The 26,895-nt window shown below is 74.2% G+C and carries 24 protein-coding genes; 16 read left to right on the top strand and 8 right to left on the bottom strand.

Translation table 11 applies throughout. The features are described 5' to 3' along the window. The first annotated feature begins 62 nt into the window (after positions 1-62). On the top strand, positions 63-1,238 hold the full coding sequence (locus J2S46_RS37140; protein ID WP_191292964.1) for a cytochrome P450 family protein: 1,176 nt from the start codon (positions 63-65) through the stop codon (positions 1,236-1,238). 78 nt (positions 1,239-1,316) lie between these two features. Here J2S46_RS37140 and J2S46_RS37135 read toward each other — a convergent pair whose 3' ends face one another. After that, on the bottom strand, positions 1,317-2,870 hold the full coding sequence (locus tag J2S46_RS37135; protein WP_191292965.1) for a glycerol-3-phosphate dehydrogenase/oxidase: 1,554 nt from the start codon (positions 2,868-2,870) through the stop codon (positions 1,317-1,319). After that, positions 2,867-3,445 (bottom strand): TetR/AcrR family transcriptional regulator, encoded by a 579-nt coding sequence (locus tag J2S46_RS37130; RefSeq protein WP_191292966.1) that lies wholly within the window; start codon positions 3,443-3,445, stop codon positions 2,867-2,869. Before J2S46_RS37130 ends, J2S46_RS37135 begins: the two co-directional genes overlap by 4 nt. A 20-nt stretch (positions 3,446-3,465) precedes the next feature. On the opposite strand from J2S46_RS37130, the gene J2S46_RS37125 reads away from it, so the two are divergent. Together J2S46_RS37125 and J2S46_RS37120 are read left to right on the top strand one after the other, a co-directional pair. Next, positions 3,466-5,106, top strand: coding sequence for an FAD-binding oxidoreductase (locus J2S46_RS37125; RefSeq protein ID WP_370882287.1), 1,641 nt, complete (start codon positions 3,466-3,468; stop codon positions 5,104-5,106). After that, positions 5,103-6,035, top strand: a complete 933-nt coding sequence (locus tag J2S46_RS37120) for a diacylglycerol kinase (RefSeq protein WP_229913181.1) — start codon at positions 5,103-5,105, stop codon at positions 6,033-6,035. Before J2S46_RS37125 ends, J2S46_RS37120 begins: the two co-directional genes overlap by 4 nt. A 140-nt stretch (positions 6,036-6,175) precedes the next feature. On the opposite strand, the gene J2S46_RS37115 is transcribed toward J2S46_RS37120, so the two are convergent. The 4 genes from J2S46_RS37115 to J2S46_RS37100 form a co-directional block, all read right to left on the bottom strand. After that, complete coding sequence (locus J2S46_RS37115) at positions 6,176-6,976, bottom strand: NRDE family protein (RefSeq protein ID WP_229913182.1); 801 nt, start codon at positions 6,974-6,976, stop codon at positions 6,176-6,178. 225 nt (positions 6,977-7,201) lie between these two features. Then, complete coding sequence (locus tag J2S46_RS37110; protein WP_191292968.1) at positions 7,202-7,741, bottom strand: DinB family protein; 540 nt, start codon at positions 7,739-7,741, stop codon at positions 7,202-7,204. A 172-nt stretch (positions 7,742-7,913) separates the two neighbouring features. Further along, complete coding sequence (locus J2S46_RS37105; protein WP_191292969.1) at positions 7,914-8,285, bottom strand: VOC family protein; 372 nt, start codon at positions 8,283-8,285, stop codon at positions 7,914-7,916. A gap of 151 nt (positions 8,286-8,436) precedes the next feature. Beyond that, on the bottom strand, positions 8,437-8,865 hold the full coding sequence (locus J2S46_RS37100) for an Ohr family peroxiredoxin (protein ID WP_191292970.1): 429 nt from the start codon (positions 8,863-8,865) through the stop codon (positions 8,437-8,439). Between the two features lie 196 nt (positions 8,866-9,061). Here J2S46_RS37100 and J2S46_RS37095 point away from each other — a divergent pair, with 196 nt between their 5' ends. From J2S46_RS37095 to J2S46_RS37075, 5 genes are all read left to right on the top strand, one after another. Beyond that, positions 9,062-9,763, top strand: coding sequence for an alpha/beta fold hydrolase (locus J2S46_RS37095; RefSeq protein ID WP_191292971.1), 702 nt, complete (start codon positions 9,062-9,064; stop codon positions 9,761-9,763). 174 nt (positions 9,764-9,937) lie between these two features. Further along, on the top strand, positions 9,938-10,378 hold the full coding sequence (locus J2S46_RS37090; protein WP_191292972.1) for a VOC family protein: 441 nt from the start codon (positions 9,938-9,940) through the stop codon (positions 10,376-10,378). A 73-nt stretch (positions 10,379-10,451) separates the two neighbouring features. Next, on the top strand, positions 10,452-11,135 hold the full coding sequence (locus J2S46_RS37085) for a winged helix-turn-helix transcriptional regulator (RefSeq protein WP_191292973.1): 684 nt from the start codon (positions 10,452-10,454) through the stop codon (positions 11,133-11,135). A 336-nt stretch (positions 11,136-11,471) separates the two neighbouring features. Then, positions 11,472-13,445 carry a lamin tail domain-containing protein gene (locus tag J2S46_RS37080; RefSeq protein ID WP_229913183.1) on the top strand — a complete coding sequence of 658 codons (1,974 nt, stop codon included), beginning with the start codon at positions 11,472-11,474 and terminating at the stop codon, positions 13,443-13,445. A gap of 358 nt (positions 13,446-13,803) precedes the next feature. Further along, positions 13,804-15,321, top strand: a complete 1,518-nt coding sequence (locus tag J2S46_RS37075; protein ID WP_191292975.1) for a flavin-containing monooxygenase — start codon at positions 13,804-13,806, stop codon at positions 15,319-15,321. 89 nt (positions 15,322-15,410) lie between these two features. On the opposite strand, the gene J2S46_RS37070 is transcribed toward J2S46_RS37075, so the two are convergent. Further along, on the bottom strand, positions 15,411-16,073 hold the full coding sequence (locus J2S46_RS37070) for a TetR/AcrR family transcriptional regulator (protein WP_073928463.1): 663 nt from the start codon (positions 16,071-16,073) through the stop codon (positions 15,411-15,413). Positions 16,074-16,182: 109 nt separating this feature from the next. Between J2S46_RS37070 and J2S46_RS37065 the strand changes: the two genes are divergently transcribed. From J2S46_RS37065 to J2S46_RS37030, 8 genes are all read left to right on the top strand, one after another. After that, entirely contained in the window at positions 16,183-17,133 is a 951-nt protein-coding gene (locus J2S46_RS37065; RefSeq protein ID WP_191292976.1) for an alpha/beta hydrolase, read from the top strand. Positions 17,134-17,460: 327 nt separating this feature from the next. Beyond that, on the top strand, positions 17,461-19,227 hold the full coding sequence (locus tag J2S46_RS37060; RefSeq protein ID WP_191292977.1) for an ABC transporter substrate-binding protein: 1,767 nt from the start codon (positions 17,461-17,463) through the stop codon (positions 19,225-19,227). Then, positions 19,224-20,150, top strand: coding sequence for an ABC transporter permease (locus J2S46_RS37055; RefSeq protein WP_191292978.1), 927 nt, complete (start codon positions 19,224-19,226; stop codon positions 20,148-20,150). The genes J2S46_RS37060 and J2S46_RS37055 overlap by 4 nt, the downstream gene beginning before the upstream one ends. 10 nt (positions 20,151-20,160) lie before the next feature. Further along, the gene (locus J2S46_RS37050; protein ID WP_229913184.1) at positions 20,161-20,979 is read left to right on the top strand and encodes an ABC transporter permease; all 819 of its coding nucleotides are present in this window, start codon (positions 20,161-20,163) and stop codon (positions 20,977-20,979) included. Then, positions 20,976-22,712 carry a dipeptide ABC transporter ATP-binding protein gene (locus tag J2S46_RS37045; protein ID WP_191292979.1) on the top strand — a complete coding sequence of 579 codons (1,737 nt, stop codon included), beginning with the start codon at positions 20,976-20,978 and terminating at the stop codon, positions 22,710-22,712. The genes J2S46_RS37050 and J2S46_RS37045 overlap by 4 nt, the downstream gene beginning before the upstream one ends. After that, positions 22,696-23,853 carry an NtaA/DmoA family FMN-dependent monooxygenase gene (locus tag J2S46_RS37040; RefSeq protein WP_191292980.1) on the top strand — a complete coding sequence of 386 codons (1,158 nt, stop codon included), beginning with the start codon at positions 22,696-22,698 and terminating at the stop codon, positions 23,851-23,853. The genes J2S46_RS37045 and J2S46_RS37040 overlap by 17 nt, the downstream gene beginning before the upstream one ends. 124 nt (positions 23,854-23,977) lie before the next feature. Beyond that, positions 23,978-25,003 carry an LLM class flavin-dependent oxidoreductase gene (locus tag J2S46_RS37035; protein ID WP_191292981.1) on the top strand — a complete coding sequence of 342 codons (1,026 nt, stop codon included), beginning with the start codon at positions 23,978-23,980 and terminating at the stop codon, positions 25,001-25,003. A 259-nt stretch (positions 25,004-25,262) separates the two neighbouring features. Beyond that, a complete protein-coding gene (locus J2S46_RS37030) occupies positions 25,263-25,967 on the top strand; it encodes a CPCC family cysteine-rich protein (RefSeq protein ID WP_229913185.1) in 705 nt (234 codons plus the stop codon). Between the two features lie 34 nt (positions 25,968-26,001). On the opposite strand, the gene J2S46_RS37025 is transcribed toward J2S46_RS37030, so the two are convergent. Further along, on the bottom strand, positions 26,002-26,865 hold the full coding sequence (locus tag J2S46_RS37025) for a class I SAM-dependent methyltransferase (protein WP_191292982.1): 864 nt from the start codon (positions 26,863-26,865) through the stop codon (positions 26,002-26,004). Positions 26,866-26,895: the final 30 nt, after the last annotated feature.

Raw genomic sequence — 26,895 nt, 5'->3', positions numbered from 1 at the left:
CGCCGGTGCGAGACGCTGCGGGTCGCCGACGGCGGCCGCCTGAACCCTTGGAGTCCGATCCCATGAACGAGCCGACCGACGACGGAAGTCCGCGCGACCCGTACGCCGCCTACGCCGGCGTCCGTGCGGCGGGCCCGGTCCGGGCCCTCCCCACCGGCCCCGGCGGGCCCGGCGGCTACCTGGTCACCGGGTACGCCGAGGCGCGACAGGCACTCGCCGACCCGCGGCTCTCCAAGGACACCGCAGCCTTCTTCGCCGGCCGGGCCTCGCCACGGCGCCTGCACCCCGCGGTGGCGCACACCATGCTGGCGACCGACCCGCCCCACCACACCCGGCTGCGCAAGCTGGTGACCAAGGCCTTCAGCACGGGCGCCGTGGCCGAGCTGCGTCCGTTCATCCAGGAGACCACCGACGCGCTGCTGGACCGCTGGCCGGCCGGCGGCGAGGCCGACCTGGTGGCCGACCTGGCGGCGCCGCTGCCGGTCGCGGTGATCTGCGAGCTGCTGGGGGTGCCGGCGGCCGACCGGGCCCAGGTACGGCGCTGGTCCGGCGAGCTGTTCGCCGCCGGGGCCCCCGACCGGGTGGACGCCGCCTCGCACGCCCTGGCCGGCTATCTGACCGACCTCGTCGCCGCCAGGCGGCTGCGACCGGGGAACGCCCTGCTGGACCGCCTGATCGCCGCCCGGGACGGCGAGGACCGTCTGGACGAGGAGGAGTTGGTCTCGCTGGCCGCGCTCCTGCTCGTCGCCGGACACGAGACGACCACCAACCACCTCGGCAACGCCGTCCTGGCGCTCCTCCTGCACCCCACCGAGCTGGCGCGTCTTCGCGCCGCCCCGGACGCCGTCGCGAACGCGCTGGACGAGCTCCTGCGCTTCGACTCCCCCGTCAGCACCGCCACCTTCCGGTTCAGCACGGAGCCCGTCACCCTGGGGGGCACCGAGATCCCGGCCGGCGTACCGGTGCTGGTGGCGCTGGGCGCCGCCAACCGGGACCCGGGGCGCTTCCCGTCACCGGACCTGCTGGACCTCGACCGGGAGGCCGCCGGTCACCTCGCCTTCGGCCACGGCATCCACCGCTGCCTCGGTGCGCCGCTGGCCAGGGCCGAGGCCGAGATCGCCCTGCGCGCCGTCCTCACGCGCTTCCCCCGGCTGCGGCTGGCCGTGCCGGCGGACCAGCTGCGGTGGCGGCACACGCGCCTGGTCCGGGGGCCGGCCGCGCTGCCCGTGCTGACCTGAGCGACGGCGGCGCGGGAGGCGCGGACCCGCGGCCGGGCCCGCCGACAGCCCGGCCGGGAGCCGCGACCGGGCGGACCGTCAGGCCCGGTACGCGGCCACGATCTCCTCGACCGCCGGGCGGGCGCGCTCGGCGTCCGCCGGGACGAGCCCGATCCGGGTGCGGCGGTCCAGGACGTCGGCCGCGTCCAGCGCGCCCTCGTGGGTCAGGGCGAACTCCACCTCGGCCCGGGTGACGTCGATCCCGGGGGCGACCGGCCCCAGCGGCCGGGCGAGCGTCGCGGCGTCCAGCACCGCGCGTGACGCCCCGCCGTGACGGGCGGTCAGCGAGGCGGGTGCCCCGTCGCCCGGCAGCGGGGCGCTGTCCCGGTGCCGCGGCGCCCCGACCAACGGGAGGTCCGCCGTCCGGCACGGCCCGGCGGCCAGGCCGCGCGCCCGCACGACGGCGTCCACCGCGTCCTGGGCCATCCTGCGGTACGTGGTCAGCTTGCCGCCGACGACGGTGAGCACCCCGGAGGGCGACTCCAGCACGGCGTGCTTGCGGGAGACGTCGGCCGTGCTGCCGCCGCCGGTGTCGATCAGCGGACGCAGCCCGGCGAAGGCGCCGCGCACCTCGTCGCGGCTCAGCTGCCGTCGCAGGGCCGTGTTGACGGTCTCCAGCAGGAAGGAGATCTCGCCCTCGGTCGGCTCCGGCTCGTCCGGGACGGGGCCGGGCGCGTCCTCGTCGGTCAGGCCGACCACCACCCGCCCGAGCTGCTGCGGCAGCGCGAAGACGAAACGGCTGGTCGATCCGGGCACCGGCACGGTCAGCGCCGCCGAAGGGTGCCCGAAGGCCGCCGCGTCGAAGACCAGATGGGTGCCGCGGCTGGGCCGCAGCCGGATGGAGGGGTCCACCTCGCCGGCCCAGACGCCCGTGGCGTTGACGACGGCCCGGGCCGACACCCGCAGCGTCCGCCCGGTGAGCGTGTCGGTGAGCAGCGCCGAGGTGCCGGTGACCTCGTCCGCCCGGACCCGGGTCAGGACCGCGGCGCCGTGCTGCGCCGCCGTCCGGGCGACGGCGACGACCAGCCGGGCGTCGTCGATCAGCTGGCCGTCGTGGGCGACCAGCGCGCCGGTCAGCCCGTCCCGGCGGACGGCCGGCACCAGTTCGGCGGTCTCGGCCGCGCCGACCCGGCGGACCCGCGGGAGCACCCGGGCCGGCGTGCCGGCGCTCAGCCGCAGCAGGTCGCCCGCCAGGAATCCGGCCCGGACGAGCGCGGCCCGGCCCCTACCCGTCGAGGGCAGCAGCGGTACGAGCTGGGGCAGGGCGCGGACCAGGTGCGGGGCCGTGCGGGTCATCAGGATGCCGCGTTCCACCGCGCTCTCCCGAGCCACCCCGATCCGGCCGGAGGCCAGGTACCGCAGGCCGCCGTGGACGAGCTTGGAGCTCCACCGGCTGGTGCCGAACGCCAGGTCGCGGGATTCGACCAGCACCGTGCGCAGCCCGCGCGAGGCGGCGTCCAGCGCGGTGCCGGCGCCGGTGACCCCGCCGCCGATCACCAGGACGTCGACCGGGCCGTCCCCGGCGGCGAGTTCGTCGAGGTCGCGCGCGCGGCGGCGGCCGTCGAGGGCGGTCGAGCCGGTGGCTGAGGTCATGGCGCGAGGTATCCGTTCAGGGCTCTGGCCAGTTCGCGCCGCCATGCTTCCTCGGGAAGCAGCTGGGCGACCATGCGGTACGACTGGACGGTGGACTGGGCGATGAGCAGCACCATCGCGGCCAGCTCGGTCGGCTCCCCCGCGCGCACCGAGCCGTGCCGCTGGCCCAGCACCAGCGCGCCGCAGAGGGCGTCGAGCAGGCCGCGCTGGCTGGTGCCGAGCCGCTCGGTGACGTACTCGAAGAGCACCTCGGGGTCGGAGTGCAGCAGCGCGCCGAGGACGGCGTGGTCGCGGATCCGTACGGCGACCTCGACGATCCAGGCCACCACGGACTCGCGGTCGTCACCGGCCCGGGCGACCCGCGCCTGGGTGGTGGCGATCTCGCGGGTCAGCAGCGCGCCGATGACCGCGCGGACGTCCGGCCAGCGGCGGTAGACGGTGGGCCGGCTGACCCCCGCCCGGCGGGCGATCTCGGCCAGCTGGGTGCGGCGGGCGCCGAGTTGGGTGATCAGCTCGGCGGCCGCGTCGAGGATGGCGTCGTCGACGCTCTGCGGGTCAGCGTTACTACTTGACATGATGTGTAAAACTGTAACGCATGACTCCCGATGCGCCAACCGGACCGGACCGGACGCCCGCCACCCTGCCGCTGCCCCCGATGAAGTGGGACGCGTGGGGCGACCCCGACCTCGCCAAGCCGCTCTCCGAGGACATCAGGGCGCTGCTGGAGCAGGCGCTCGGGGTGACGCCGGCCGACCACCCCGCGCCCACCGCGGAGGAGGTCGTGCTGCGGCCGTCCGCCCTCGCGCGGGAGGACCTGGACGCCCTCGCCGGGATCGTCGGCGCCGCGCACGTCAGCAGCCACGACGCCGACCGGCTGCCGCGCGCGGGCGGCAAGTCGACCCCCGACCTGCTGCGGCGCCGCAGCCGCGAGGTCCAGGACGCGCCGGACGCCGTCGTGCTCCCGGGCGGCGAGGACGAGGTCACGGCCGTCCTGGCGCTCTGCGCCGAGCGACGGATCGCCGTCGTGCCGTTCGGGGGCGGCACCAGCGTGGTCGGCGGCGTCGACCCGGTCCGCGGCCGCTTCACCGCCGTCATCTCGCTCGACCTGCGGCGCTTCGACCGCCTGGAGTCGCTGGACGAGGTCTCCGGCGAGGCCGTCCTCGGCGCGGGACTGACCGGTCCGCAGGCCGAGGCGCTGCTCGCCGCCCGGGGGTACGAGCTCGGCCACTACCCGCAGAGCTTCCGGTACGCGACCGTGGGCGGCTTCGCGGCCACCCGGTCCTCCGGCCAGAACTCGGCGGGCCACGGCCGCTTCGACGACATGGTGCGCGGGCTGCGCGTGCTCACGCCCGCCGGCGCGATCGACCTCGGGCGTGCCCCGGCCTCGGCCGCCGGGCCGGACCTCCGCCAGCTGTTCCTCGGCTCCGAGGGCACGCTGGGCGTCATCACCGCCGTCCGACTGCGGGTCCACCCCACTCCCGCCGTGAAGATCCACGAGGCGTGGAGCTTCCCCGACTTCGCGACCGGCGCCGCCGCGCTCCGCGAGGTCGAGCAGCAGGGCACCGGCCCGACGGTCATCCGGATCTCCGACGAGACCGAGACCGCGATCAACCTGGCGATGACCGAGCGGATCGGCGGCGCCCAGGTCACCGGCGGCTGCCTGGCGGTGACCGTCTTCGAGGGCACCCCCGAGCAGACCGCCGCCCGCCACCTGCGGACCAGGGAGGTCCTGCTGGCCGCGGGCGGCACCTCGCTCGGCGAGGAGGCCGCGAAGGCCTGGGAGCACGGCCGGTTCAACGCGCCGTACCTGCGGGACTCGCTGCTCACCGCCGGCGCGCTCTGCGAGACCCTGGAGACCGCGACCAGCTGGGCCGGCCTGTCGGCGCTGAAGGCCGCCGTGACGTCGGCGCTGGAGGGCGCGCTGCGCGAGAGCGGTTCGTCCGCCCTGGTGATGTGCCACATCTCGCACGTCTACCCGACGGGCGCCTCGCTCTACTTCACCGTCGTCGCGGCCCAGCAGGGCGACCCGCTGGAGCAGTGGGGCCGGGCGAAGCAGGCCGCGGGCGATGCCATCCTGGCGCACGGCGGCACCATCACCCACCACCACGCGGTCGGCACCGACCACCTGCCGTGGATGACCCGGGAGATCGGCGACCTCGGGGTGAAGATCCTCCGGGCCGTCAAGGACGCCGTCGACCCGACCGGGATCCTCAACCCCGGCAAGCTCATCCCGTGAGCGGGCCCGCGGCCGCGGGGCCGATCCGCGAGGTCACCCTGCTCACCAACCCGGCCGCGGGCGGCGGCCGGGCCGAGAAGGCCGCCCGGCGGGCGGCCGCCCGGCTGCGCGAGCGCGGCGTCGAGGTCCTCGCCACCACCGGCAGCAACGCCGCGCACTCCCTGCGACTGGCCCGCGAGGCGGTCGCCCGGGGCACCGGCGCGCTGGTGGTCGCGGGCGGCGACGGCATGATCAGCCTCGCCCTGCAGGCCCTCGCCGGCAACGGGGTGCCGCTCGGCGTGATCCCGGCCGGCACCGGCAACGACCACGCCCGCGAGTTCGGGATCCCGCTCAAGGCCCCCGAGGCCGCGGCGGACGTGATCGTCGACGGGCGGGTGGAGAGCGTCGACCTCGGCCGGATCCAGGCCGCCGACGGGACCGTCCGGGTCTTCGGCTCGGTGCTGGCCACCGGGTTCGACTCGCTGGTCAGCGACCGGACCAACCAGCTCCGCTGGCCGCACGGCCGGATGCGCTACAACCTGGCCATCCTGGTCGAGTTCGCCAACCTGCGGCCGCTGCCGTTCCGGCTGGTGCTGGCGGACGGCACGGTCGTCGACCGCCCGCTGACCCTGGCGGCCGTCGGCAACACCCGCAGCTACGGCGGCGGGATGGTGATCTGCCCGGGGGCCGACCGCACCGACGGCCTGTTCGACGTCACCCTCGTGCACGCCATGCCCCGCCTGCGGGTGGCACGATTCTTCCCGACCGTGTTCAAGGGCACCCACGTGCGGCGCTCCGAGGTGGAGACCCACCGGACGGCTTCGCTGCGGATCGAGTCCCCGGGGATCAACGCGTACGCGGACGGCGAGTACGTCGGCCCGCTGCCGGCCGAGGTCCGGATCCTGCCGCGGTCGCTCGACGTCCTCGTCCCCGGCGCGACCGCGCGCTGAGGCGCCGGCCCTGCCGGTCGGGGCGGGGCCGGCGCCCGGATCAGGAGAGCCGCACGCCGGCCGGCGTCCTGCTGGGTGGTGATCGTGTACCGGCCGGGAGCGGCCGCGACGTGGAGGCCCGACGTCCGCTCGCCGCGAGGTCAGTCGCCGGCCGGCCGGGTGTCGACCGGGTACCAGGCGGCGTTGCCCGGCGCCGGGTTGAAGTCGTAGCGGACCGCGCTGCGGCCGAGTCCCACCAGCGCGAGCGAGGTGGTCGCCCAGATCCGGCCCTCGCCGAAGTCGCGGCGCTGGACGAGCGCGGCCGGATCCGTGCGGTCCAGCCCGTCGCCGTCCGCGATCGGCGCCCAGTCGCCCCACACATCGGCGGTCGGGGCGACGGCCCCGGGGGCGGCTGCGGTCGGCGGCTCCGGCCGGTGGACGGCCGCCAGCCGGGGCCGGAAGTACGCGAGCCGGGCGGCCATCATCCGCGAGGCGCGCCGGGAGGACGTACGGTGCTCGGCGAGGCCCTCCATCCCGTCGTTGATCACGGCGTGCAGACCCGGCTCCAGCGCCCGGCGGGTGAGCTCGGTGCCGCTCCACCCCAGCATGGACACCGCGTCCGGCCCGGCGGTGATCAGGTGGAAGGGGTCGTAGCGAGGCCAGTCACGGTCGGTGAGACGGTCGCCCTGCGCCGCCAGCAGAGGCAGTTCTCCGCGCGAGAGACGGCCGGCCGGGTCGGCGGGGACCCCGAACCCGTTCAGGACGCAGGAGAGAAGGGGCACCCGGCCCGCGCCGCCCGGGTCCACGGCCAGCCAGGTGCCGCCCGCCAGCAGATCGAGGCCGCCCAGCAGCCGCGGCCGGTCCGGCCAGTGCCGGGCCGGCGGCAGCCAGGCCCGGTCGGCGTACTCGTCCCGGGCTGCGAGGACCAGGACCGGCACCGGCGAGCCGGGATCGAAACTCACGAACACGGTGCACACGGCGCATCCCCTCACCTCGGCGGTCCCTGCCTGTGATCCTCCCACGGGACCCCGGACCGGTGGCCGGGCGCACCGACCCGCCGGGCGCACCGACCCGCCGGGCGCACCGACCCGCCGGGCGCACCGACCCGCCGGGCGCACCGACCCGCCGGGCGGCCGCGAACGCGACTGCGGCCCGGCGGTGGCCGGGCCGCAGCAGTACGGGGAGGGTCAGCCCATGCTCTTGGCGCCGTCCAGGGCCTCGCGGATGATGTCGGCGTGACCGGCGTGCTGGGCGGTCTCGGCGATGATGTGGAGCAGGACGCGGCGGGCCGACCACCGGACGTCGCCGTCGAACCAGGGAGCCTTCGGCAGCGGGTGGGAGGCGTCCAGGTCGGGCAGCGTGGCGACCAGTTCGTCCGTCCGGCGGGCGGTTTCGGCGTAGTCGGCGAGCACCCCCGCCAGCGTCTCACCGGGCAGCAGCCTGAAGCCGTCCCGGCGGTCGGCCAGGTCCTGCTCGGTCATGGCGGTGAAGTCGGGCATCGCGGACGGGCCTTCGAGGATGAACGCGAGCCAGGCCTGCTCCACGCCGGTGACGTGCTTGACCAGTCCGCCCACGCAGAGCTCGCTCACGGTGGAGCGCTCGGCGGCCTGCGCGTCGGACAGCTCGTTCGCGGTGAAGCGCAGGAAGAACCGTGCCTTGCCGAGCTGCTCCAGCAGATCCGCGCGCTCGCCGGTGAGGGCCGGGGTCAGGGTGGTGGTCTCGGTCATGATTCGCCGCCTTCGTGAGGTGCTGTTCCGTCTGTCCGTCTGTTCCGTCGACAAGAGAAACGATAGAAGGGATCTAGGCCAGATCATGGCCTAGATCGAATCCCCCGGGCCGACGGGGACTGACGGCGGCCACGGCCCGACGGTCCGGGGGCCATGGCGGAGTCCCGGGCCGTCAGCCGATCAGGGTCTCCTTCGGACGGACCACGCAGAACTCGTTCCCCTCCGGATCGGCCAGCACGGTCCACGACTCGTCGCCGCGCTGCCCGACCTCCGCCCGACGGGCGCCGAGGGCGAGGATGCGCTCGATCTCGTCCTCGCGGTCCTCCGCGGCGGCGGTCAGATCGAGATGCAGACGGTTCTTGGTGGTCTTGCGGTCCGTCACCGGCATGAAGCAGATGCCCACCGGCGCCGTCGCGTCCGGCCCGATCACGACCTCCCGCTCCCGCTCGGACAGGATCTGCCAGCCCAGTACCCCGGCCCAGAACCGGGCGAGGGCGGGCAGGTCGTGGGCGTCGATGACGATGTGATGCAGTGAAAGAGGCATGTCGGCCAGTGTGCCTTCGATCGCGGGGGCGAAACCCGGGTGATCGGCCTGTCCTCCGCCCTGGATGCGCAGGGGAGCCGGCCGGCGGGCGCGAGGCGCCCGGCTCCGGTGGCGGTGCCCGCTCCCCCCGGCGAGGGGAGCGGGCGGGTTGTCACACCCGGGTGCCGCCGACCACCAGTGCCACGTCGATGTTGCCCCGGGTGGCACCGGAGTACGGGCAGACCTGGTCGGCCGTCCTGACCAGTTCGACCGCCTGCTCGGCGGTGACCGAGGGCAACTCGATCCGCAGCTCGACGGCCAGCTGAAGGCGTCCGCCGTCGGCCGGGACCAGTGAGACCGACGAGTCGATCTCCACGTCGTCCGCCTTGAGCCCGCCGCGCTGCCCGACCAGTGCGAGCGTCGTGCCGAAGCAGGCCGCGAAACCGATCGCGAACAGCTGCTCGGGGTTGGCGCCCTCGCCGTCCCCGCCCAGCTCCTCGGGCTGCCGCAGCTCCAGATCCAGCCGGCCGTCGTACGTACGGCCGTGGCCGCTCCTGCCACCGGTGACGTGGGCCCGCGCCGTGTACCGCGCCTTGGTCATCCTGAACTCCCCTCGTTGCTACCTGATTCAGAATCTGACACTTCAAAATCAAGAAGTCAATGACGTACCATCAGCTCCACGCCCCCGGGCCGACGGGCGGTCCGGAGAACGCCCCATCGACCCGCCGGCCACCGACCGCCGCCCCGGGCGGAGTCCACCGGCCGGGCGCTGCCCCACTTCGTACGGAGGATCCCCGATGACCACGTTCGTTCTCGTCCACGGCGCCTGGCACGGCCCCTGGGCCTGGGACAGGATCGTCCCGCTGCTGCACGCCGCCGGGGCGCGCACGCTCGTCCCGGACCTCAACACCGCCCTGGACCGCGGGCTCCACGACGACGCGGCGGTCGTCGTCGCCGCGCTCGACACCGTGCGGGCCGACGGCGAGGTGATCCTGGTCGGGCACAGCTACGCCGGCCTGGTCGTCCGCGAGGCCGCCGACGCACGGCCCGATGCCGTCGGCCACATCGTGCTCGTCGACGGGTGGGCGGGGCCGGACGGCGCCAGCATGTTCGACCTGGCGCCCGCCGCCTTCGCCGACGCCGCCCGTGCGGCGGCCGGGTCCCTCGGGGAGGGCCGGCTCGTCCCGGCCCCGCCCCCGGCCGCGTTCGGCATCACCGAAACCGCCGACGCGGCGGTGCTGACCGCGCGTCTGCTCCCGCAGCCGCTGCGCACGTTCACCGAACCGACCCGCCTGGGCGGAGCCGTCGACCGGATCCCCGGAACGGCCGTCCACTGCCGGCCGCCGACCTACCCGTTCGCCAGGCTCGGCGAGGCCGTCGGCTACCGGGCGCTCGCCCTGGACGGCCCGCACGACGTGCTGCTGACCGACCCGGAGCCGCTCGCCCGGATACTGCTCCACGCCCGTCCGTCCATCGACGGGCAGACGCGGATTCGGTGACCCCGGGGGGAAGCCGAGCACTTCTCCGGTGTCGCCGGGCGGCCCGCCCGGCAGACCGCCGGCCGGTTCGAGGTCCGCCCGGTCGTCGACCCCTACCACCGGAAGAAGGAGTACTGACGGGTCGGACGGCCGGCCGGGCCGGCACTGTCGGACCTGGCACCTATCCTCGGGGACATGACCATTCAGCGCATGGACAACGTCGGCATCGTCGTCGACGACCTCGACGCGGCCGTCGCCTTCTTCACCGAGCTCGGCATGGAGCTGGAAGGCAGGACGCCGATCGAGGGACGCTGGGCGGGAGAGGTCGTCGGGCTCGACGACATGCGGAGCGAGATCGCGATGATGCGCCTCCCGGACGCCCCGGGCCGGCTCGAACTGGCGACGTACCACTCCCCGAAGGCGATCACCCCGGAGCCGGTGGTCACCCCGCCGAACACCCTGGGCCTGCACCGCGTCATGTTCGCCGTCGACGACCTCCGGGACACCCTCGCCCGCCTCCGCCCGCACGGCGCCGAACTCGTCGGCGAGGTGACGCGCTTCGAGGACAGCTACCTGCTCTGCTACCTCCGCGGGCCGAGCGGAATCATCCTCGCGCTGGCCGAGGAGCTGAGCTGAGACGAGGCAGCCGCCGTCGAGGCCGGCCGCCGACGCCGATCGGATTCCTCACGGAGGACCCTAGAATGACGAAGTGGAACAGCGAACGTACAACCAGTACTGCGCGACCGCACGTACCCTCGACCTCGTCGGGGAGCGCTGGACACTGCTCCTGATCCGCGAGCTTCTGACCGGCCCCAAGCGGTACGGCGACCTGCAGGCCAGCCTGCGCGGCCTCGGCACCGGACTCCTCGCCGCCCGCCTGAAGCACCTGGAGCGCGAGGGGCTCGCGCACAGGGTCGTGCTCCCCCCGCCCGCGCGAACCCCCGCCTACGCCCTCACCGAGGCGGGCGAGGAACTCGGGCCGGCCGTCCTGCAGCTCGCCCGGTGGGGCCTGAAGTGGGCGATGGGCGAACGGCGCCAGGACGAGACCTTCCACCCCGGCTGGGCCGTCCTCGGCCTGCGGGCCTGCTTCGACGCCGAGGCAGCCGCCGGGCTCCACGCTGTCTACGAGTTCCGCGTCGACGACGAACTGTTCCATGCCCGGGTCGCCGACGGGGCCGTCGAGGCGCTGCACGGCCCGGCGCAGCACCCGGACGCGACCGTCACGATCGGCCGGGAGGCGTTCCTCCGGCTGACCGGCCAGACCCTCACCATGGCGGAGGCGATCGAGACCGGCGTGGCGAGCGCCAGCGGCGACCGGGAGGCGCTGCGCAGGCTGAGAGGCCTCTTCCGCCTCCCGTCCCCGCGCACCCGGACGGCGGACCGGACGAGCTGATCCGCATCGCCGTGGCGCGCGAAGGCCGCCGCCGGGGGCGAGGACGGCGCGACGTGCGTCCGACCGTGTCCGGTGCCCGCCCGCCCGCGTGCCGTCGCCTGGGTCCCGGCCGGTCCCGTGCCGTCAGTTCCGCCGGAAGACCGTGACCGCCGGCTTGCAGCGAGGACGGTCCCTCAAGGCCCGCGCCGCACCTGGCCGGCAGCGGCGATGCCGACGCGCCCGGTGGTGGCGACGCGTCGGGTGGTGACCGCGCGCGCCTGGCGTTCCGGTGGCCAGCAGGTGGCATTCAGCCGCAGTACACGCCGGTTCCATGTTGCAACGTCAGAGTTCGGCCTCGTGCCTACCTCACACTCGCGTACCGGCGTCGCCTCCGTCTGCGCCGCGGCTCTGACGTTCTCAGGACTCGTCGTCACCGGGATACTCGCCGCGCAGCCCGCGGCCGCCGCGGACCCGGCCGGCTACCAGAACATCCGGATCAACGAGGTCACCTCGTCCAACAACGACACGGTGGAGCTGTACAACGCCGGCTCGACCGCGCTGAGCATCAGCGGCTGGAAGATGTCCGACGACAGCTTCTCGCCGCAGTCGTTCAGCCCGTCCTCCACCACGATCCCGGCCGGCGGCTTCGTCACCTTCAACTCGCCCAAGGGGCTGGGTGACTCGGACAAGCTGGTGATCTACACGGCCGACGGCACGGTGGTCGACCGCGTCGAGTGGGCGACCAACGCGGCGAAGCCGGCGATGGCCCGTTGCGGCGGCGACGGCACCGGGGCGTGGGTGACCACGACCGTGGCGACGACGTTCGGCGCCGCGAACGCCACGGGCTGCCCGTCCTCGCTCCCGGCGGCGAGCCGGGTACGGATCAACGAGGTCACCTCGGACGGCTCGGACACCGTCGAGCTCTACAACGGCGGCACGAGTGCGGTCAGCATCGGCTCGTGGAAGTACGTCGACAACGACACCACCCACTCCCCGGTGTCGGTCTCGTCCTCCTCGCCGAGCGCGACCAGCATCCCCGCCGGCGGCCACGTCACGTTCAACTCCACCCTCGGCCTGGGCGACAACGACTCGGTCCTCCTCCTGGACGGCAACGGCAGCACCGTCGACTCGGTGACCTGGGCGACCGACGGCGCCAAGCCGTCGGACGAGCGCTGCGCCAACGGCACCGGCTGGTTCCGGACCGCCGTGACGGCGACGCCCGGCAGTGCGAACTCCTGCTCGGGCAGCGGCGGTGGCGGCGGTGGCCAGACCGGCCAGCTGCTCGGCGGCGGCGGTTCGCTGACCAGCGGCTGCACGCCGGAGGCGCCCGGCGGTACGGGCACCACCCCGGCGGGCACCCTGGCGTGGCCGGGCGGGCCGGACGTCACCATCGCCGACAACGTCTGCGCGTTCACCACGTCGACCGGCCCCGAGGGCCGTGACGTGAGCGGCCTGGCGTTCGACCCGACGAACCCGTCGGTGCTGTGGGCCGCCAAGAACAAGAACTGGCTGTACAAGCTGGTCAAGAGCGGCGCCACGTGGGTCCCGGACGCGTCGTGGAGCGCGACCGGCAAGCAGATCCGCTTCGCCGGGGGTTCCGGCCAGCCGGACGCCGAGGGCCTGACGGTCGGCGGCAACGGCCACGTCTACGTGACCTCCGAGCGCGACAACGGCAACAACACCGTCCCCAAGGACACGATCATGGAGTTCGACCCGGCCGCGACCGGCTCCACGCTCACGCCCGTCCACCAGTGGGACATGACCGCGCAGTTCCCGCAGCTGAACACCGGCAGCAAGGACGACGCCAACCTCGGCTTCGAAGGCGTCGGCCACGTCCCGGACAGCTGGCTGACCGCCAACGGCTGGGTCGACCCGCTCACCGGCGCCGCCTACAACCCGGCGAACTACCCGCTGCACGGCTCGGGCCTGTTCTTCGCCGGTCTGGAGTGGGACGGCAGTCTGCACGTGTACGGCCTGAACTCCGACGGCACGTTCGTCACCTTCGGCACGATCGCGACCGGCAAGGCCTCCGTGATGGACGTGACCTTCGACGCCGGGACCCAGCGCGTCATCGCGACCTGCGACAACACCTGCGGCGAGACGCACACCCTGATGAAGGTCAACGCCGCCGGCGCGATCGTCCCCGACGTGACCTACACCAACCCGGCCGTCATGCCGGCCGACAACCTGGAGGGCTTCGCCGTCGCGCCGGCCTCCACCTGTGTCAACGGCTTCCGCGAGGCCGTCTGGAGCGACGACGGCGTCTACGGCTTCGGCTCCGGCACCTCCTCCTACGGACACGCCCTCTACAGCGGCACCTTCCCCTGCTGATCCCTCGCACCGCGCCCGGGCGGCGGCTCACACGCGGAGCCTCCCCCCGGGCGCGGCCGGACGGGGGCCGCTGAGGCACCCGGGCCGTACCGCACGACGAAGCTCCCGGCAGCCCGGGGTCACCGACCGTGACCACCGATGACTGCCGGGAGCTTCGTCGTGCCCGCCTCCGGACCACCGCCGGAATCGTCGCGGGGCCGGCCCACCTGCGAAGCAGCCCGGCGCGGGCGCGGGAGGAGCCAGGCCGGGCTCATGGTGCATAGTGCAGCATGGCGGGACGAGCCACTGCGTCGTGCCGTTCGCGGGGCCGTCCGGTTGGCGACCACGGGCCCCGGGTCTCATCGAGGAGGATCGCATCATGGGAGACCGCCTTCCCACCGAGCACGTCGACGTGCTCGTCGTCGGAGCCGGCATCTCCGGCATCGGCGCGGGGCGCTACCTCCGGCAGGAGCACGGCAGCAAGTCCTTCGCCATTCTGGAGGCCCGGGCGGCGGCCGGCGGGACCTGGGACCTGTTCCGTTACCCGGGCGTCCGCTCCGACTCGGACCTGCAGACCTTCGGCTACGAGTTCAAGCCCTGGCGGGACCAGGAGGCGATCGCCGCGGCCCCGCGGATCCTGGCCTACCTGCGGGAGACCGTCGCGGAGAACGGCCTGGCGCCCCACATCCGCTACCAGCAGAGGGTGCTGGGGGCGGCCTGGTCCTCGGGCACGGCCCGCTGGACCGTCGAGGTGCTGCACACCGGCACCGGCGAGCGCACGCGCATGACGGCCGGCTGGATCTTCTGCGCCGGCGGCTACTACCGCTACGACCAGGGCTTCACCCCGGTGTTCGAGGGCCGCGAACGCTTCGCCGGGGACATCGTCCACCCGCAGCACTGGCCGCAGGACCTCGACCACGCCGGGAAGCGGGTGGTGGTGATCGGCAGCGGCGCCACCGCGGTCACCCTGGTGCCCGCCTTGGCCGAGACCGCGGAGCACGTGACGATGCTCCAGCGCACCCCGAGCTACATCATGGCCCTGCCGCGCCGCGACGCCCTCGCGAACCGCCTGCAGAAGCTGTTCGGGCCGCAACGGGGCTACGCGCTGGCGCGGCGCCGGAACATCGCGATCCAGCGGCTGGCCTGGCGGTTCCTGCGGCGGTTCCCGAACGCCGGCCGCCGGTACATCCGCTTCGCCAATGCCAGGCTGCTGCCCGAGGGCTATCCCGTCGACGAGCACTTCAACCCGCCGTACGACCCCTGGGACCAGCGGCTGTGCCTGGCCCCCGACGGGGATCTCTTCACCGCGATCCGGGACGGCAGGGCCTCGGTGGTGACCGGGACGATCGCCGGCTTCACCGGGACCGGCGTCCTGCTCGCGAGCGGACGCGAACTCACCGCCGACGTCGTGGTCACGGCCACCGGCCTCAACCTGCAGGTCTTCGGCGGCATCGGGCTCACCGTCGACGGACGGGAGGTCTCCTTCCCCGAGACGGTCGCCTACCGCGGCATGATGCTCGGGGACCTGCCCAACTTCGCCTTCGCCATCGGCTACACCAACAGCTCCTGGACCCTCAAGGTCGGCCTGGTCTGCGAGTACTTCTGCCGCCTGCTGCGGCACATGGACGAGCACGGGTACGACACCGCCCGGGCCGTCCCCCGGCCCGGCATGCCCACCCGCCCGTTCCTGGACTTCGACGCCGGGTACGTCAGGCGCTCCCTCGCGGACCTGCCCCGGCAGGGCACGACGTCACCGTGGCTGATGTCCATGAGCTACCAGGAGGACCGGAAACTGCTGCGGGCCGGTGCGGTCGCCGACGAGTTCCTGCAGTTCTCCGGCCCCGGCACCCGCAGCACCGGAAGCATCGGCCGATTGTCCGCGCACGCGGAGGCATGAGCGCCCACCGTCCCGGCCTCGACCTGCGCCTCTGGGGCCCCGCCACCGGAACAGCTGCCACCGGAACAGCCGTCGGCCGCGCCCGCCGGTCAGCCCCGGCGGGGCCGGCGACGGCGCTGGGTGCCGTAGGCGCGGAGGAAGGCGTCCACCCCGGTGCGGACGGCGGCGTCCAGGTCGGCGCGGGCGACCGGGCGGGTGCCGAGCGCGGACAGTCCGGGGAGATTGCCCGAGACCAGGGCGATGAACTGGGTGGCCGCCACAGCGGGATCGTCGAAGTCGAGGTGACCGCGGTTGGCCAGGCCGGCGAGCCGCCCGCAGAGGACGTCCAGCACCGGTTGTGAGCCCCGGGCCACCACCTGGTCGTACAGGTCGGGGAGTCGGGCGGCCTCCGCGTAGAGCAGTCGCTGGAGCCCCCATCCCTCGTCACCGAGCTGACACTCGATCACCCGGTGGGCGACCCGCTCCAGCTCGCCCTCCAGGTCCTGGCCGTCGTCGGGGAGGCTCGCGAGGGCGGCGATGATGCGGTTGGAGGTGCGCTCGGCGCCGTCCCGCATCACGATCCGGAACAGGTTCTCCTTGTCACCGAAGTGGTTGTAGACCGTGGGCTTGGCCACGCCGGCCACCGCCGCGATGGCGTCGATGCCCGCCTGGGCGTAGCCCTCCCGGGTGAACACCTTGACGGCGGCTTCGAGGATGGCGCTGCGCTTGTCGATCCGGCCGCGCCCAGCAGTCGAGCGTCCACTTTCGGTCACATACCTACGGTAGCGCACAGATTACTGCTACAACTCACTTGAACCGATGAGTTCAATTTTGTGTGCCATCGATCGCCCGACCGCCGCCGCAGGAAGAAGGCCAGAACCCATGCAGGACATCACCCCCCGACTGGACCCGGAGCTGCTGGGAGGCTTTCTCTCCCCCGTTTCCGGGATGGCCGCGCTGCGTCCCGGCGCGGCCGCGCCCGAGCGGGAGGACCTGGTGGTGCGCGATCCGCTCGACCCGGACGCGCCGCCGGTGCCGGTCCGGATCTACCGTCCCACCACCCCCGACCCGGACCGGCCCGCGGTGCTGTTCGTGCACGGTGGCGGGTTCACCGCCGGCGAGCGACTGGAGTGGTTCGACCCGCTGTGCGACCTGTACGCCGAGGGTGCCGGCGCGGTGGTGGTCTCGGTCGGCTACCGGCTGGCCCCCCGCCACCCCTACCCGGCCGCCCGGCAGGACTGCCTGACGGCCCTGAACTGGCTGCGCCTGAACGGCGAGCGGCTGGGCGCGGACGGCTCGCGGGTGGCGGTGGCGGGCAGCAGCTCGGGGGCGGCGGTCGCCGCCGGGCTGACGCTGGCGCTGCGCGACACCGGCGGCCCGCTGCCGAGCCTGCTGCTGCTGCACGCCCCCGTGCTGGACGACCGGCACGCCACGCCGTCCAGCCGGTTGGCGCTGGACCCCCGCACCTGGAACCGGGCCGCCTCGCTGGCCGGCTGGGGCGCCTACCTGCACCCGCTGCCGCCCGGCCACCCCGACGTGCCCGCCCACGCCGCCCCGGCCAGGGCGGACGACCTGACCGGGCTGCCCCCGGTCTACCTGTCGGTCGGGGACCTGGAACTGTCCCGGGACGAGGTGATCGAATTCGGCCTCCGGCTGACCCGCGCCGGGGTGCCGCTGGAGCTGCACGTGTTCCCCGGGGCGTACCACGGCTTCGACATCAAGGACCCGCGGGCGGCGGCGAGCCGGCACTCGCTGGCCACGCAGGTCGACGCGCTGCGTCGCGCGCTGCGTCCCGCCACCCGGACAAAGATTGAACAAGTGAGTTCAGTCTGATTAACTGTCAAGGTCAGCAGGCCGGGGACGCACATGGCTCACCGAAACCGCTGACGGTTCATCGACGCTCCGGGTTCCGGAGCCGCAGTCCGAGGAGTACGGAGTGTCCGCCAGCCGTGGCCTGCCAGGCATGCGCCTGCTGCTCGCAGCCACCCGCCGGGCGATCGACCTCTCCCGTACCGACAGCGCGCTGTGTCTTTCGCCGCGTTGAGCCGCCGCACCGCCCCGCACTGACCGAGGGCGGGTGCGGCGGCCCTCGCGGCGATCCCGACACGTCAACCCGGCGGCCAAGGCCGCCGATCCCGCGCCTCGGAAAGAAGCCCTGCCATGCCCACGCCCGGCACAGCCACCACCAGTACCGGTACCACCGGCACCGCAACCGCAACCGCAACCGCAACCGCCGGCACCGCAACCGCTGCCGCCGCCGAACGGCGGCGAACCGCCCCCCGCACCCGGCGGTTCACGTCCAGACCGGGTGTCGCCGTCGCCGCCCTCACCGCCCTCCTGCCGCTGGCCGCCGCCTGCTCCAGCACCGCGAACGGCGCGGCCGACCAGGCGGCCGCCGGTCCGCCGAAGGCCGGGGGCACGCTCACCCTGGCCGTCCCCTACGGCCCGACCTGCCTCGACCCGCACCAGGGGCAGGCGGACGCGCTCTTCTCCCGCGCGGTGCTGGACTCGCTGGTCTGGCAGGACGAGAAGGGTGCCATCCACCCCTGGCTCGCGAAGTCCTGGAAGATATCCGACGACCAGCGGACCTACACGTTCGTCCTGCGCCCCGGCGTCACCTTCAGCGACGGCACGCCCTTCGACGCGGCCGCCGTGAAGGCCAACCTGGACCACGTGGTGGCCCCGGCCACCAAGTCCGCGGGTGCCGCGCAGCTGATCGAGAACTACCGCTCGGCCACCGTGGTCGACGACCACACGGTGGAGGTCACGCTCGCCGCACCCGCCTCCTCCTTCCTCTCCGGGCTCGCCTCCCCGGGCCTGGGCATCGAGTCCCCCGCCACCCTGACCGATGATCCCAAGGCACTCTGCTCGAAGATCGTCGGCACCGGACCCTTCACCAGCGCCGCCGGATTCACCCCGCAACAGGGCATCACCTACCAGCGCCGCGAGGGCTACGCCTGGGCGCCCGAGGGCGCGGCCAACCAGGGCCCGGCCCACCTGGACGGCCTGACCGTCCGCGTCGTCCCCGAGAACTCCTCGCGCCTGGGCGCCCTGACGAGCGGCCAGGCGGACGCCGCCTCGGCGATCGCGCCGGTCAACGTCGCCAAGCTGAAGGCCGACCCCGGGTTCGCCGTGCAGAGCGCCGTCGCCCCCGGTGTCCCGTTCAGCTACAACCCGAACACCGAGAAGGGCGCGCTCAGCGACGTCCGGCTGCGCAAGGCGCTGCGGGCGGGCATCGACTGGCCGCTGATCGTCGAGAAGCTCTACTTCGGGGTGTACCCGGCCGCGCAGGGACCGCTCTCCCCCACCACGCCCGGTTACAGCAAGTCCGTCGCCGACCAGTACAAGTACGACCCGGCGGCCTCCGCCGCACTGCTCGACGAGGCCGGCTGGACCGCCCGGGACGCGGAGAACTACCGCACCAAGGACGGCAAGCGCCTGACCCTCGACTTCCTCTACGTCGGCGACTACTTCGGCCCCCACGTCGCCCTGGCGACCCAGATCCAGGCCGCCGCCAAGCAGCTCGGCATCGAGCTGCGCAACCAGAACCTGGACGCCGGCAGCTACGTCAAGCGCGTCCTCGCGGGCGACTACGACCTGCTCAACAGCAGCAACAACAACTTCTCGCCGGACGGCCTGCGGCTGATCTTCGGCAGCGCGCACATCCCCACCACCAAGATCGACAACAACGCGGCCCGCTACCACGACGCCGGCGTCGACGCGAAGCTCGCCGAGGCGCTGGCCGCGGGCGACCCGCAGAAGCAGAACAGCCTCTACGCCGAGGTCCAGCAGAAGGTCACCGACGACGCCGCGATCCTGCCCCTGTTCAACAACGCCTACGTGCTGGGCAGGTCCGCCAAGGTCCACGGCGTCGTCTTCGAGCAGCAGAGCTTCCCGAACTTCGCCGACGCCTGGCTGTCGCAGTGATCGGCGCCGTCGCCCGGCGACTGGGCGGCTCCGTCCTGGTGCTGTGGGGCGCGGTGACCGTCGCGTTCCTCGCCCTCCACCTCACCTCCGGCGACCCGGTCGACCTGCTCACCGGCCTGCGGGCCAGCAGCGACGGACTACGGGCCGAGATCGTCCGGGAGTACGGCCTGGACCGCCCGCTGGCGCTCCAGTACCTCACCTTCCTGTCCCACATCCTCCAGGGCGACCTCGGCGACTCGTACGTGCTGCACCTGCCGGTGCGCACCGCGATCGGCCAGCAGCTCGGCTCCACCCTCCAACTGCTCGCCGCCACCGTGGTGGTGACCGTCGTGATCGCCGTCCCGGCGGCCCTGCTCGGCGCGGGCCGCCGGCCCTGGGTGCGCACCCCGGTCTCGCTGCTGGAGGGCCTGGGCGTGGCGGTGCCGGCCTTCTGGCTCGGCACCCTGCTGCTCGGGGTGTTCTCGTTCAAGCTCCGCTGGTTCCCCGCCCTCGGCGCACCCGGCATCGACGGCCTCGTGCTGCCGGCGCTCGCCCTCGCGGCCGCACCCGCCGCGGTGATCGCCCGGGTGCTCCGCCGAGGGCTGGAACAGACCCTGGACGAACCCTTCGTCACCACCGCCCGCACCCGCGGCGTCGGCGAGGCGGCCGTGCGGCTGCGGCACGGACTGCGGCACGGACTGCTGCCGGTGGCGACACTGGTCGGCTGGCTCACCGGCTCGCTGATCGGCGGGGCGGTGGTCGTCGAATCGGTCTTCTCCCGGCAGGGCCTGGGCACGCTGGCGGTCACCGCCGTCCGCAACAAGGACCTGCCGCTGGTCATCGGGATCGTGCTGGTGGCCGGCCTGGTCTACACCGTCGTCAACACCGCCGTCGACCTGTCGTACCGCCTGATCGACCCGCGGCTGCGCACCCGAGAGGCCTGAGGAGGAAACCGTGGCAATCACCCGTTGGCGCCCCGGCGTCGTCCTGGCGTTCGTCTCCTGCGCCCTGCTCCTGCTGGCCGCGCTGGCGCCCGACCTGTTCACCGGCACCGGGCCGGACGCGGCCGACCCGGCGAGCACCCTGCTGCCGCCCGGCTCCGGCCACTGGCTGGGCACCGACGAGAACGGGCGCGACATCTGGTCCCGCGTGGTGCACGGCGCCCGGCCGTCGTTGCTGATCGGCCTCTCCGCCTCCGTCCTGGCGCTCGCCGCCGGCACGGTGGTCGGGGTCGTCGCCGCCCAGGGCGGCCGGGCGGCCGACCAGGTGGTGGGCCGGCTGCTGGACGTCCTGATGTCCATCCCCGGCGTGCTGCTCGTCCTGCTGGTCGTCGCGGTGCTCGGCACCGGCACCGGCAACCTGGTGGCGGGCCTGGCGCTGGTCACCCTGCCCGGGTACGCCCGGCTGGTGCGCGCCGAGGTGCTGCGGATCCGCGGCGCCCAGTTCGTCGAGGCGGCGACCGTCCTCGGCTGGTCCAGGCTGCAGGTCGTCCTGCGGCACATCGTTCCCAACGCGGTCGGCCCGCTGCTGGCGCTCGCCACGGTCGGCGTCGGCGGCATGATCGTCACCGGTTCGGCGCTCAGCTTCCTGGGCCTGGGCCCGCAGCCACCGACCGCGGAATGGGGCGCGATGCTCGCCGGCAGCGGCGACTACGTCGACGTCGCCTGGTGGACCGCGGTCTTCCCCGGTGCGGCGATCACCGTCGCCGTGCTGGCCGTCTCGGCGCTCGGGCAGTGGCTGCAGGACCGGGCCGAAGGGCGGGTGACCCGATGATCGGCGACCCGGGAACCGGCACCCGACCGCGTCGCGGCAGCGCGACCGGCGCCGGCACGCCGACCCCCGACCACGGGGCGCAGCCGCTGGTGGAGCTGCGCGGGCTCGACGTCTCCTTCCCCGGCCGCCGGGCGGTGGTCAGGGCGGTGCGCGGGCTGTCGCTCACCGTGCGGGCCGGCGAGAGCGTCGCCCTGGTCGGGGAGTCCGGCTCGGGCAAGAGCGTGACCGCGCGCAGCCTGGTCGGCCTGGCCGGCCCCGGAGCGCGGGTGACCGCCGACACCTTCAGGATCGACGGCCGCGAGGTGGGAGCGCTGACCGGCCGTCAGTGGCGGCCGCTGCGCGGGCGCCGGATCGGCTTCGTCCTGCAGGACGCCCTGGTCTCCCTCGACCCGCTGCGCCGGGTGGGGGACGAGATCGCCGAGGCCCTGCACGCCCACCGCAGCGTCCCGCGCGCCGAGGTGCCCGAACGGGTGCTGCGGCTGCTCGCCGACGCGGGCGTGCCCGACCCGGAGCTACGGGCCCGGCAGTATCCGCACGAGCTCTCGGGCGGTCTGCGCCAGCGGGCCCTGATCGCCTCGGCGATCGCGGCCGGCCCCGCCCTGCTGATCGCCGACGAGCCGACCACCGCCCTGGACGTCACGGTGCAGGCGCAGATCCTCGACCTGCTGGCGGAGCGGCGGCGGGCCGGCATGGCGCTGCTGCTGATCAGCCACGACCTGGCGGTGGTGGCGAAGGTCGCCGACCGGGTGCTGGTGATGAAGGACGGCGAGGTCGTCGAGGAGGGGCCCACGGCCGAGGTTCTGGCGAACCCCGTTCATCCGTACACCCGGCAGCTCCTGGACGCGGTGCCGCACGCGCACGCCCGCGGCACCCGGCTCTCCGGCCCGCGCGCCGGCATCCCGCTGCCGCGGCACGCCGACCCGGCGGGGGCTCCGGTGGTGCTCGCCGCCCGGGGCATCGGCAAGTCCTTCGCCGTGGCGGGGCACGGCCGGCTGACCGCGGTGGAGGACGTCTCGTTCACCCTGCGGGCCGGCCGCACGCTGGGCATCGTCGGCGAGTCCGGCTCGGGCAAGAGCACCACCGGGCGCCTCCTGCTCGGGCTCACCCCGCCGGACACCGGCTCCGTCGAGGTGGAGGGGACGTCCTGGCTCGGCCTGTCCGCCCGGGAGCGGCGCGCGCTGCACCGGCGGGTCCAGGTCGTCCACCAGGATCCGCTCAGCAGCTTCGACCCCCGCTACACCGTGGCCCGGATCCTCGCCGAACCGCTGGCCGCCACCGGCCTGCCGCGCGGCGAGCACGCCTGCCGGGTCGACGAGTTGATGGACCAGGTCGGGCTCGGCCGGGACCTGCTGCGGCGCCGGCCGCGCCAGTTGTCCGGCGGGCAGCGCCAACGGGTGGCGATCGCCCGGGCACTGGCCCCGCACCCACGGATCATCGTCCTGGACGAGCCGGTGGCCGCACTCGACGTCTCCATCCAGGCGCAGGTGCTGGACCTCCTCCTGGACCTCCAGGCCGAACTGGGCGTCGCGTACGTCTTCATCTCCCACGACCTCGGGGTCGTCCACCACATCGCCGACGAGGTCCTGGTGATGAAGGACGGCCGGACGGTCGAGGCCGGCGACGTCGGTGAGGTCTTCGCCGCACCGCGGCACCCGTACACCCGCGCACTGCTCGACGCCGTCCCGCAACTGGACGGCCCGTCCCCCAGGAAGGCCCATGAGCACCGGACGTGAGCTCCACCTCAACCTGCACATGGTCGGCGGCGCCATGGGCGTCCACCCCGCCGCATGGCGTGAACCCGGCTCCGACCCGCACGGCTTCGCCAAGGTGGAGACCTGGGTGGAAGCCGCGCGCCTCGCCGAACGCGGCCGGATGGACGCGGTCTTCCTCTCCGACACGCCAGGCGTCTTCGGCGACATCGACCAGAGCCCGCACGGCGCCTACTACCTGGAGCCGACCCTCATCCTGACCGCGGTCGCCGCGGCCACCGAGCGGATCGGCCTGATCGCCACCGCCTCCACCACCTCCAACGAGCCCTACAACATCGCCCGCCGGTTCAAGTCGCTGGACGTCCTCAGCGGCGGCCGCGCCGGCTGGAACGCCGTCACCACGTACATCCCGCAGGTGGCCGCCAACTTCGGCGGCAGCGGCCTCCCGCCGCGGACCGACCGCTACGCGCGCGCCGAGGAGTTCGTCGACATCGTCAAGGGCCTGTGGCGCAGCTGGGAGCCCGAGGCGCTGGTGGCGGACGTGCGGACCGGGCGCTTCACCGACCCCCGCCGGCTGCGGCCGATCGACCACCGCGGGCAGCACTTCCAGGTCCGCGGGCCACTGCCGCTGCCGCCCTCGGCGCAGGGCCACCCGCTGGTCGTGCAGGCCGGCGCCTCCGAGCCGGGCCGCGAACTGGCCGGGCGCACCGCCGACGTGGTGTTCTCCGGAGCCAAGACGCCTGACGTGGCGCTGGCCTACGCCGCCGACGTCCGGGCCCGCGCGGAGCGGCACGGGCGCGACCCCCGGTCGGTCAAGATCCTGCCCGGGCTGATGACCACCATCGCGGACAGCCGCGGCGAGGCGCTCAGGCGGCTGGAGCGGCTGGACGACCTCGCCGGCCACGCGCCGTGGCGGGGGGCGCACATCGAGGCCGTCGGCACGCCCGAGCACGTCGCGGACGTCGCCGAGGAGTGGTTCGCCTCGGGGGCCGCCGACGGCTTCACCCTGATGCCGGACGTCTTCGCCGACGGGCTGCAGGCCTTCGTCGAACTGGTGGTGCCGATCCTGCAGAAGCGCGGCGTCTACCGGTCCGACTACCGGGGGACGACGCTGCGCGAGCACTTCGGCGTCGCACACCCCTACCCGGCCGCGGCGGGCGTGTGAACCGCCCGGCCCGAGCCGTCGGCCCGCAGGCCGGCCGGCACCCCGGCGGCGCAGCCCTGCCGCCGGGTGCCACCACCGATCCACGCCCCCCGCACGCCGGGGGCCGAACCCTCAGGAAGTCGCCATGACCGCGTTCTCCGTCCTCGACCAGGGGCCCCGCCGGGCCGGCGTGAGCACCGGCGAGCTGCTGGGCGAAGCCGTCCGACTCGCCCGGCACGTCGAGGAGCTCGGCTTCAGCCGGTACTGGGTGGCCGAGCACCACGCGCAGGCGGCGGTGGGCATCTCGGCGCCCGAGATCGTCATCGCCCACCTCGCGGCCCGTACCACCCGGCTGCGGATCGGCGCCGGCGGCATGCTGCTGCCCAACCACGCGCCGCTGCACGTGGCCGAGCAGTTCCGGACCCTGGAGGCCCTGCATCCGGGCCGGATCGACCTCGGCATCGGCCGTTCCAGCGGCACCGAGCACGGGCCCACCGCGGCCGCGCTGCGCCGTTCCTCGCCCGCCCCCGAGATCTTCACCGCGCAGCTCCTCCAGCTCCTGGCCTTCGGCGGACGGGGAACGCTGCCGGCCGGGCACGAGCTGGCGTCCGTCCGGGCGGTGCCGGACGACGCACCGCTGCCCGGGGTCTTCCTGCTGGGCGGCAGCCCGTCCTCGGGCGCCGTGGCCGGCCGGCTCGGCCTGGGCTACGCCTACCTGGCGGCCTACCAGGACCCGGCCAACGCCTTCCTGGCGCTGCGCCGCTACCGGGAGGAGTTCGTGCCCGCGTACGAGGGTGCGCGGCCGTGGGCGATCCTCACCCTGACGGTGGTGGTGGGCCGGGACGACGCGCACGCCGACGCGCTCGCCACGCCGTGGCGGCTCGCGCTGGCGCAGCACGCGGCCGGCAACTCCTCGGCACTGCTGCCGGTGGAGGAGGCGCTGGCGTACCGGCCGACGCCGGCGGAGGCGGTCGCGCAGTCCTCGGCTCCGCTGAACGACCTGCGCGCGGAGGTCGTCGGCGGCCCCGCGACGGTGGCGGCGAAGCTGAAGTCCTTCGTGGCCGAGTCCGGGGCCGACGAGGTGATGGTGGTGGCGAACACCTACGACCCGGCCGACCGCCGGGAGTCCTACACCCGGCTGGCCGAGCTGGTGGGGCTCGTCGGCGCCTGACGCACCGCCGCACACGGACGGTGGGGAGGGGACACCGCGGGTGTCCCGCCTCCACCGTCCGTGCCGGGATCGGCGGCCGGCGGGCAACTCGGCGGCGCCGGTGCACGCCTGAGGCCGCCGCCTGTCGCTGCCGGCCGCACGACGGCGCGGAGCAGGCGGCGGGCCGGTCGGGTACCAGGACTGTCTCCCGGACGGCTACAAATGACCGCCCGCCGAAATCGGGTGGCGGTCGGTGGTCGGTCCGGGAAAGACTGGCGCGGTGGACACCCGTCGGCCCTGCCCCTGCTGCGGCCGTCTCGTCTTCGACCTGGAGGAAGGCTGGCCCGGTTCGGGCATCACGTGCCCGGTCTGCTTCTGGGAGGACGACGCGGCGCAGTTCCGGTGGCCGCTCGAACCGGGCGGCGCCAACCAGGTCCGGCTGATCCAGGCGCAGTGGAACTTCCAGGAGATCGGGGCTTTCGACCACCCGGGCCTGCGGTTCGTACGACCCCCTACGGCCGACGAACCGACGGCTCCCGGCTGGCGCCCGATCGACCTCGCCACGGACCTCTTCGAAGACCGGCGGGACGAGGATCACCGCCCGGAGCCCGATGACCCGTCCGTCCTGTGCTGGTGGCTCCCCTCCTTCTGGGGGCTCCCGGAGGAGCCGGAGCCGGAACCGGACCGACACGTGGTGATCGACGTCGGCCAGGTGCGTGGCGAGCGCGACCTGCACGCCCTCCTCAAGCGCGAGCTCGGCTTTCCCGACTTCTACGGGATGAACTGGGCCGCGCTCTGGGACGCGATCACCGGTCTCGTCGCGATGCCCGACAACCTGAGCTTCGCGCACTGGGCCGAACTGGAACTCCGAGTACCGTCAGCGGCCGCCCTGCTCGGTCAGCAGCTGACCCGATTCCGCGCGTTCGCCGTCACCCACGGCTTCCCCTTCACCGTCGAGTACGACCCGGACGACCGACAGGGCTGAGGTGCCCGGCGCCCGCCAGCGCTGCGGGCGCCCTCTACCGGCGGACCGCCGAGATCAGCCCGCCGGGCCGTTCCTCACGCTGCGGCGGGGTGCTGACCGGGCGGCCGTAGGCGGCGGCGCACTCGCGCAGGGTCCGGCTGTCGGCCTCCCAGCCGTGCCCGGCCAGCCAGCCCACCGGGTCGTCGGGCATCTCCGAAACCCACAGGGACGCCGCCGATCCCGGCGTGGCGTCCGCTCCGAAGCGCTCGATCACGCCGCGCGAGCCCAGGGTCAGCCCCATCCGACTCCCTGCCGCCGAGAGCGCGCCGATCCGGGTCAGCAGCAGCTCCACCGCGTCCGCGGGCAGGTAGATCAGCAGGCCTTCGGCGATCCACACGGTCGGCCGGGCCGGGTCATGCCCTGCGGCGGCCAAGACGCCCGGCCAGTCCTCACGCAGATCCACCGCGACGGTGATCCGCTCGCAGCGTGCGACGGCCCGTTCCTGGCCCAGCACCGAAGCCTTGAAGTCCAGCGGCGCGGCGGTGTCGACCTCGAACAGCCGGGTGTCCTCGGGCCAGTCCATCCGGAAGGCCCGGCTGTCCATGCCGGCGCCGAGCAGCACGACCTGCCGGACCCCGGACGCGGAGGCCTGCTGCAGCAGGTCGTCGAGGAACTTCGTCCTGATGACGATGGAGAAGGACACGGCCAGCCGGCGGCGCCGCGCGGCCTCGTCCTCGTCCCCGTCCTCACGCATCCGGGCCGAGGAGGGCCACAGGCCGCCGGCGGTGGCGAAGGCCTGAGCCACCGGGTCGCGGAACAGCGCGTCCTCCCGCGCGGTCTCCAGCGCCCGCACCCTGGCCACCCCCACCGCCGTGGCCCACACTCCCGACGGCTGCACCCGCTCCTGCTCATCAGTCACCACACCAGCCTAGACGGCCGGTTCCAGGGC

It is taken from the genome of Kitasatospora herbaricolor, assembly GCF_030813695.1.
In the GTDB taxonomy this organism is placed as follows: domain Bacteria; phylum Actinomycetota; class Actinomycetes; order Streptomycetales; family Streptomycetaceae; genus Kitasatospora; species Kitasatospora herbaricolor.
This window is presented reverse-complemented; position numbering and strand designations above follow the sequence as displayed.

Coding starts and splice junctions, on each gene's coding strand:
- J2S46_RS37045 (WP_191292979.1), top strand. CDS start 20,976: ATGATCGGCGACCCGGGAACCGGCACCCGACCGCGTCGCGGCAGCGCG.
- J2S46_RS37075 (WP_191292975.1), top strand. CDS start 13,804: ATGGGAGACCGCCTTCCCACCGAGCACGTCGACGTGCTCGTCGTCGGA.
- J2S46_RS37110 (WP_191292968.1), bottom strand. CDS start 7,741: ATGACCGAGACCACCACCCTGACCCCGGCCCTCACCGGCGAGCGCGCG.
- J2S46_RS37140 (WP_191292964.1), top strand. CDS start 63: ATGAACGAGCCGACCGACGACGGAAGTCCGCGCGACCCGTACGCCGCC.
- J2S46_RS37105 (WP_191292969.1), bottom strand. CDS start 8,285: ATGCCTCTTTCACTGCATCACATCGTCATCGACGCCCACGACCTGCCC.
- J2S46_RS37060 (WP_191292977.1), top strand. CDS start 17,461: ATGCCCACGCCCGGCACAGCCACCACCAGTACCGGTACCACCGGCACC.
- J2S46_RS37040 (WP_191292980.1), top strand. CDS start 22,696: ATGAGCACCGGACGTGAGCTCCACCTCAACCTGCACATGGTCGGCGGC.
- J2S46_RS37125 (WP_370882287.1), top strand. CDS start 3,466: ATGACTCCCGATGCGCCAACCGGACCGGACCGGACGCCCGCCACCCTG.
- J2S46_RS37090 (WP_191292972.1), top strand. CDS start 9,938: ATGACCATTCAGCGCATGGACAACGTCGGCATCGTCGTCGACGACCTC.
- J2S46_RS37095 (WP_191292971.1), top strand. CDS start 9,062: ATGACCACGTTCGTTCTCGTCCACGGCGCCTGGCACGGCCCCTGGGCC.
- J2S46_RS37065 (WP_191292976.1), top strand. CDS start 16,183: ATGCAGGACATCACCCCCCGACTGGACCCGGAGCTGCTGGGAGGCTTT.
- J2S46_RS37100 (WP_191292970.1), bottom strand. CDS start 8,865: ATGACCAAGGCGCGGTACACGGCGCGGGCCCACGTCACCGGTGGCAGG.
- J2S46_RS37035 (WP_191292981.1), top strand. CDS start 23,978: ATGACCGCGTTCTCCGTCCTCGACCAGGGGCCCCGCCGGGCCGGCGTG.
- J2S46_RS37135 (WP_191292965.1), bottom strand. CDS start 2,870: ATGACCTCAGCCACCGGCTCGACCGCCCTCGACGGCCGCCGCCGCGCG.
- J2S46_RS37130 (WP_191292966.1), bottom strand. CDS start 3,445: ATGTCAAGTAGTAACGCTGACCCGCAGAGCGTCGACGACGCCATCCTC.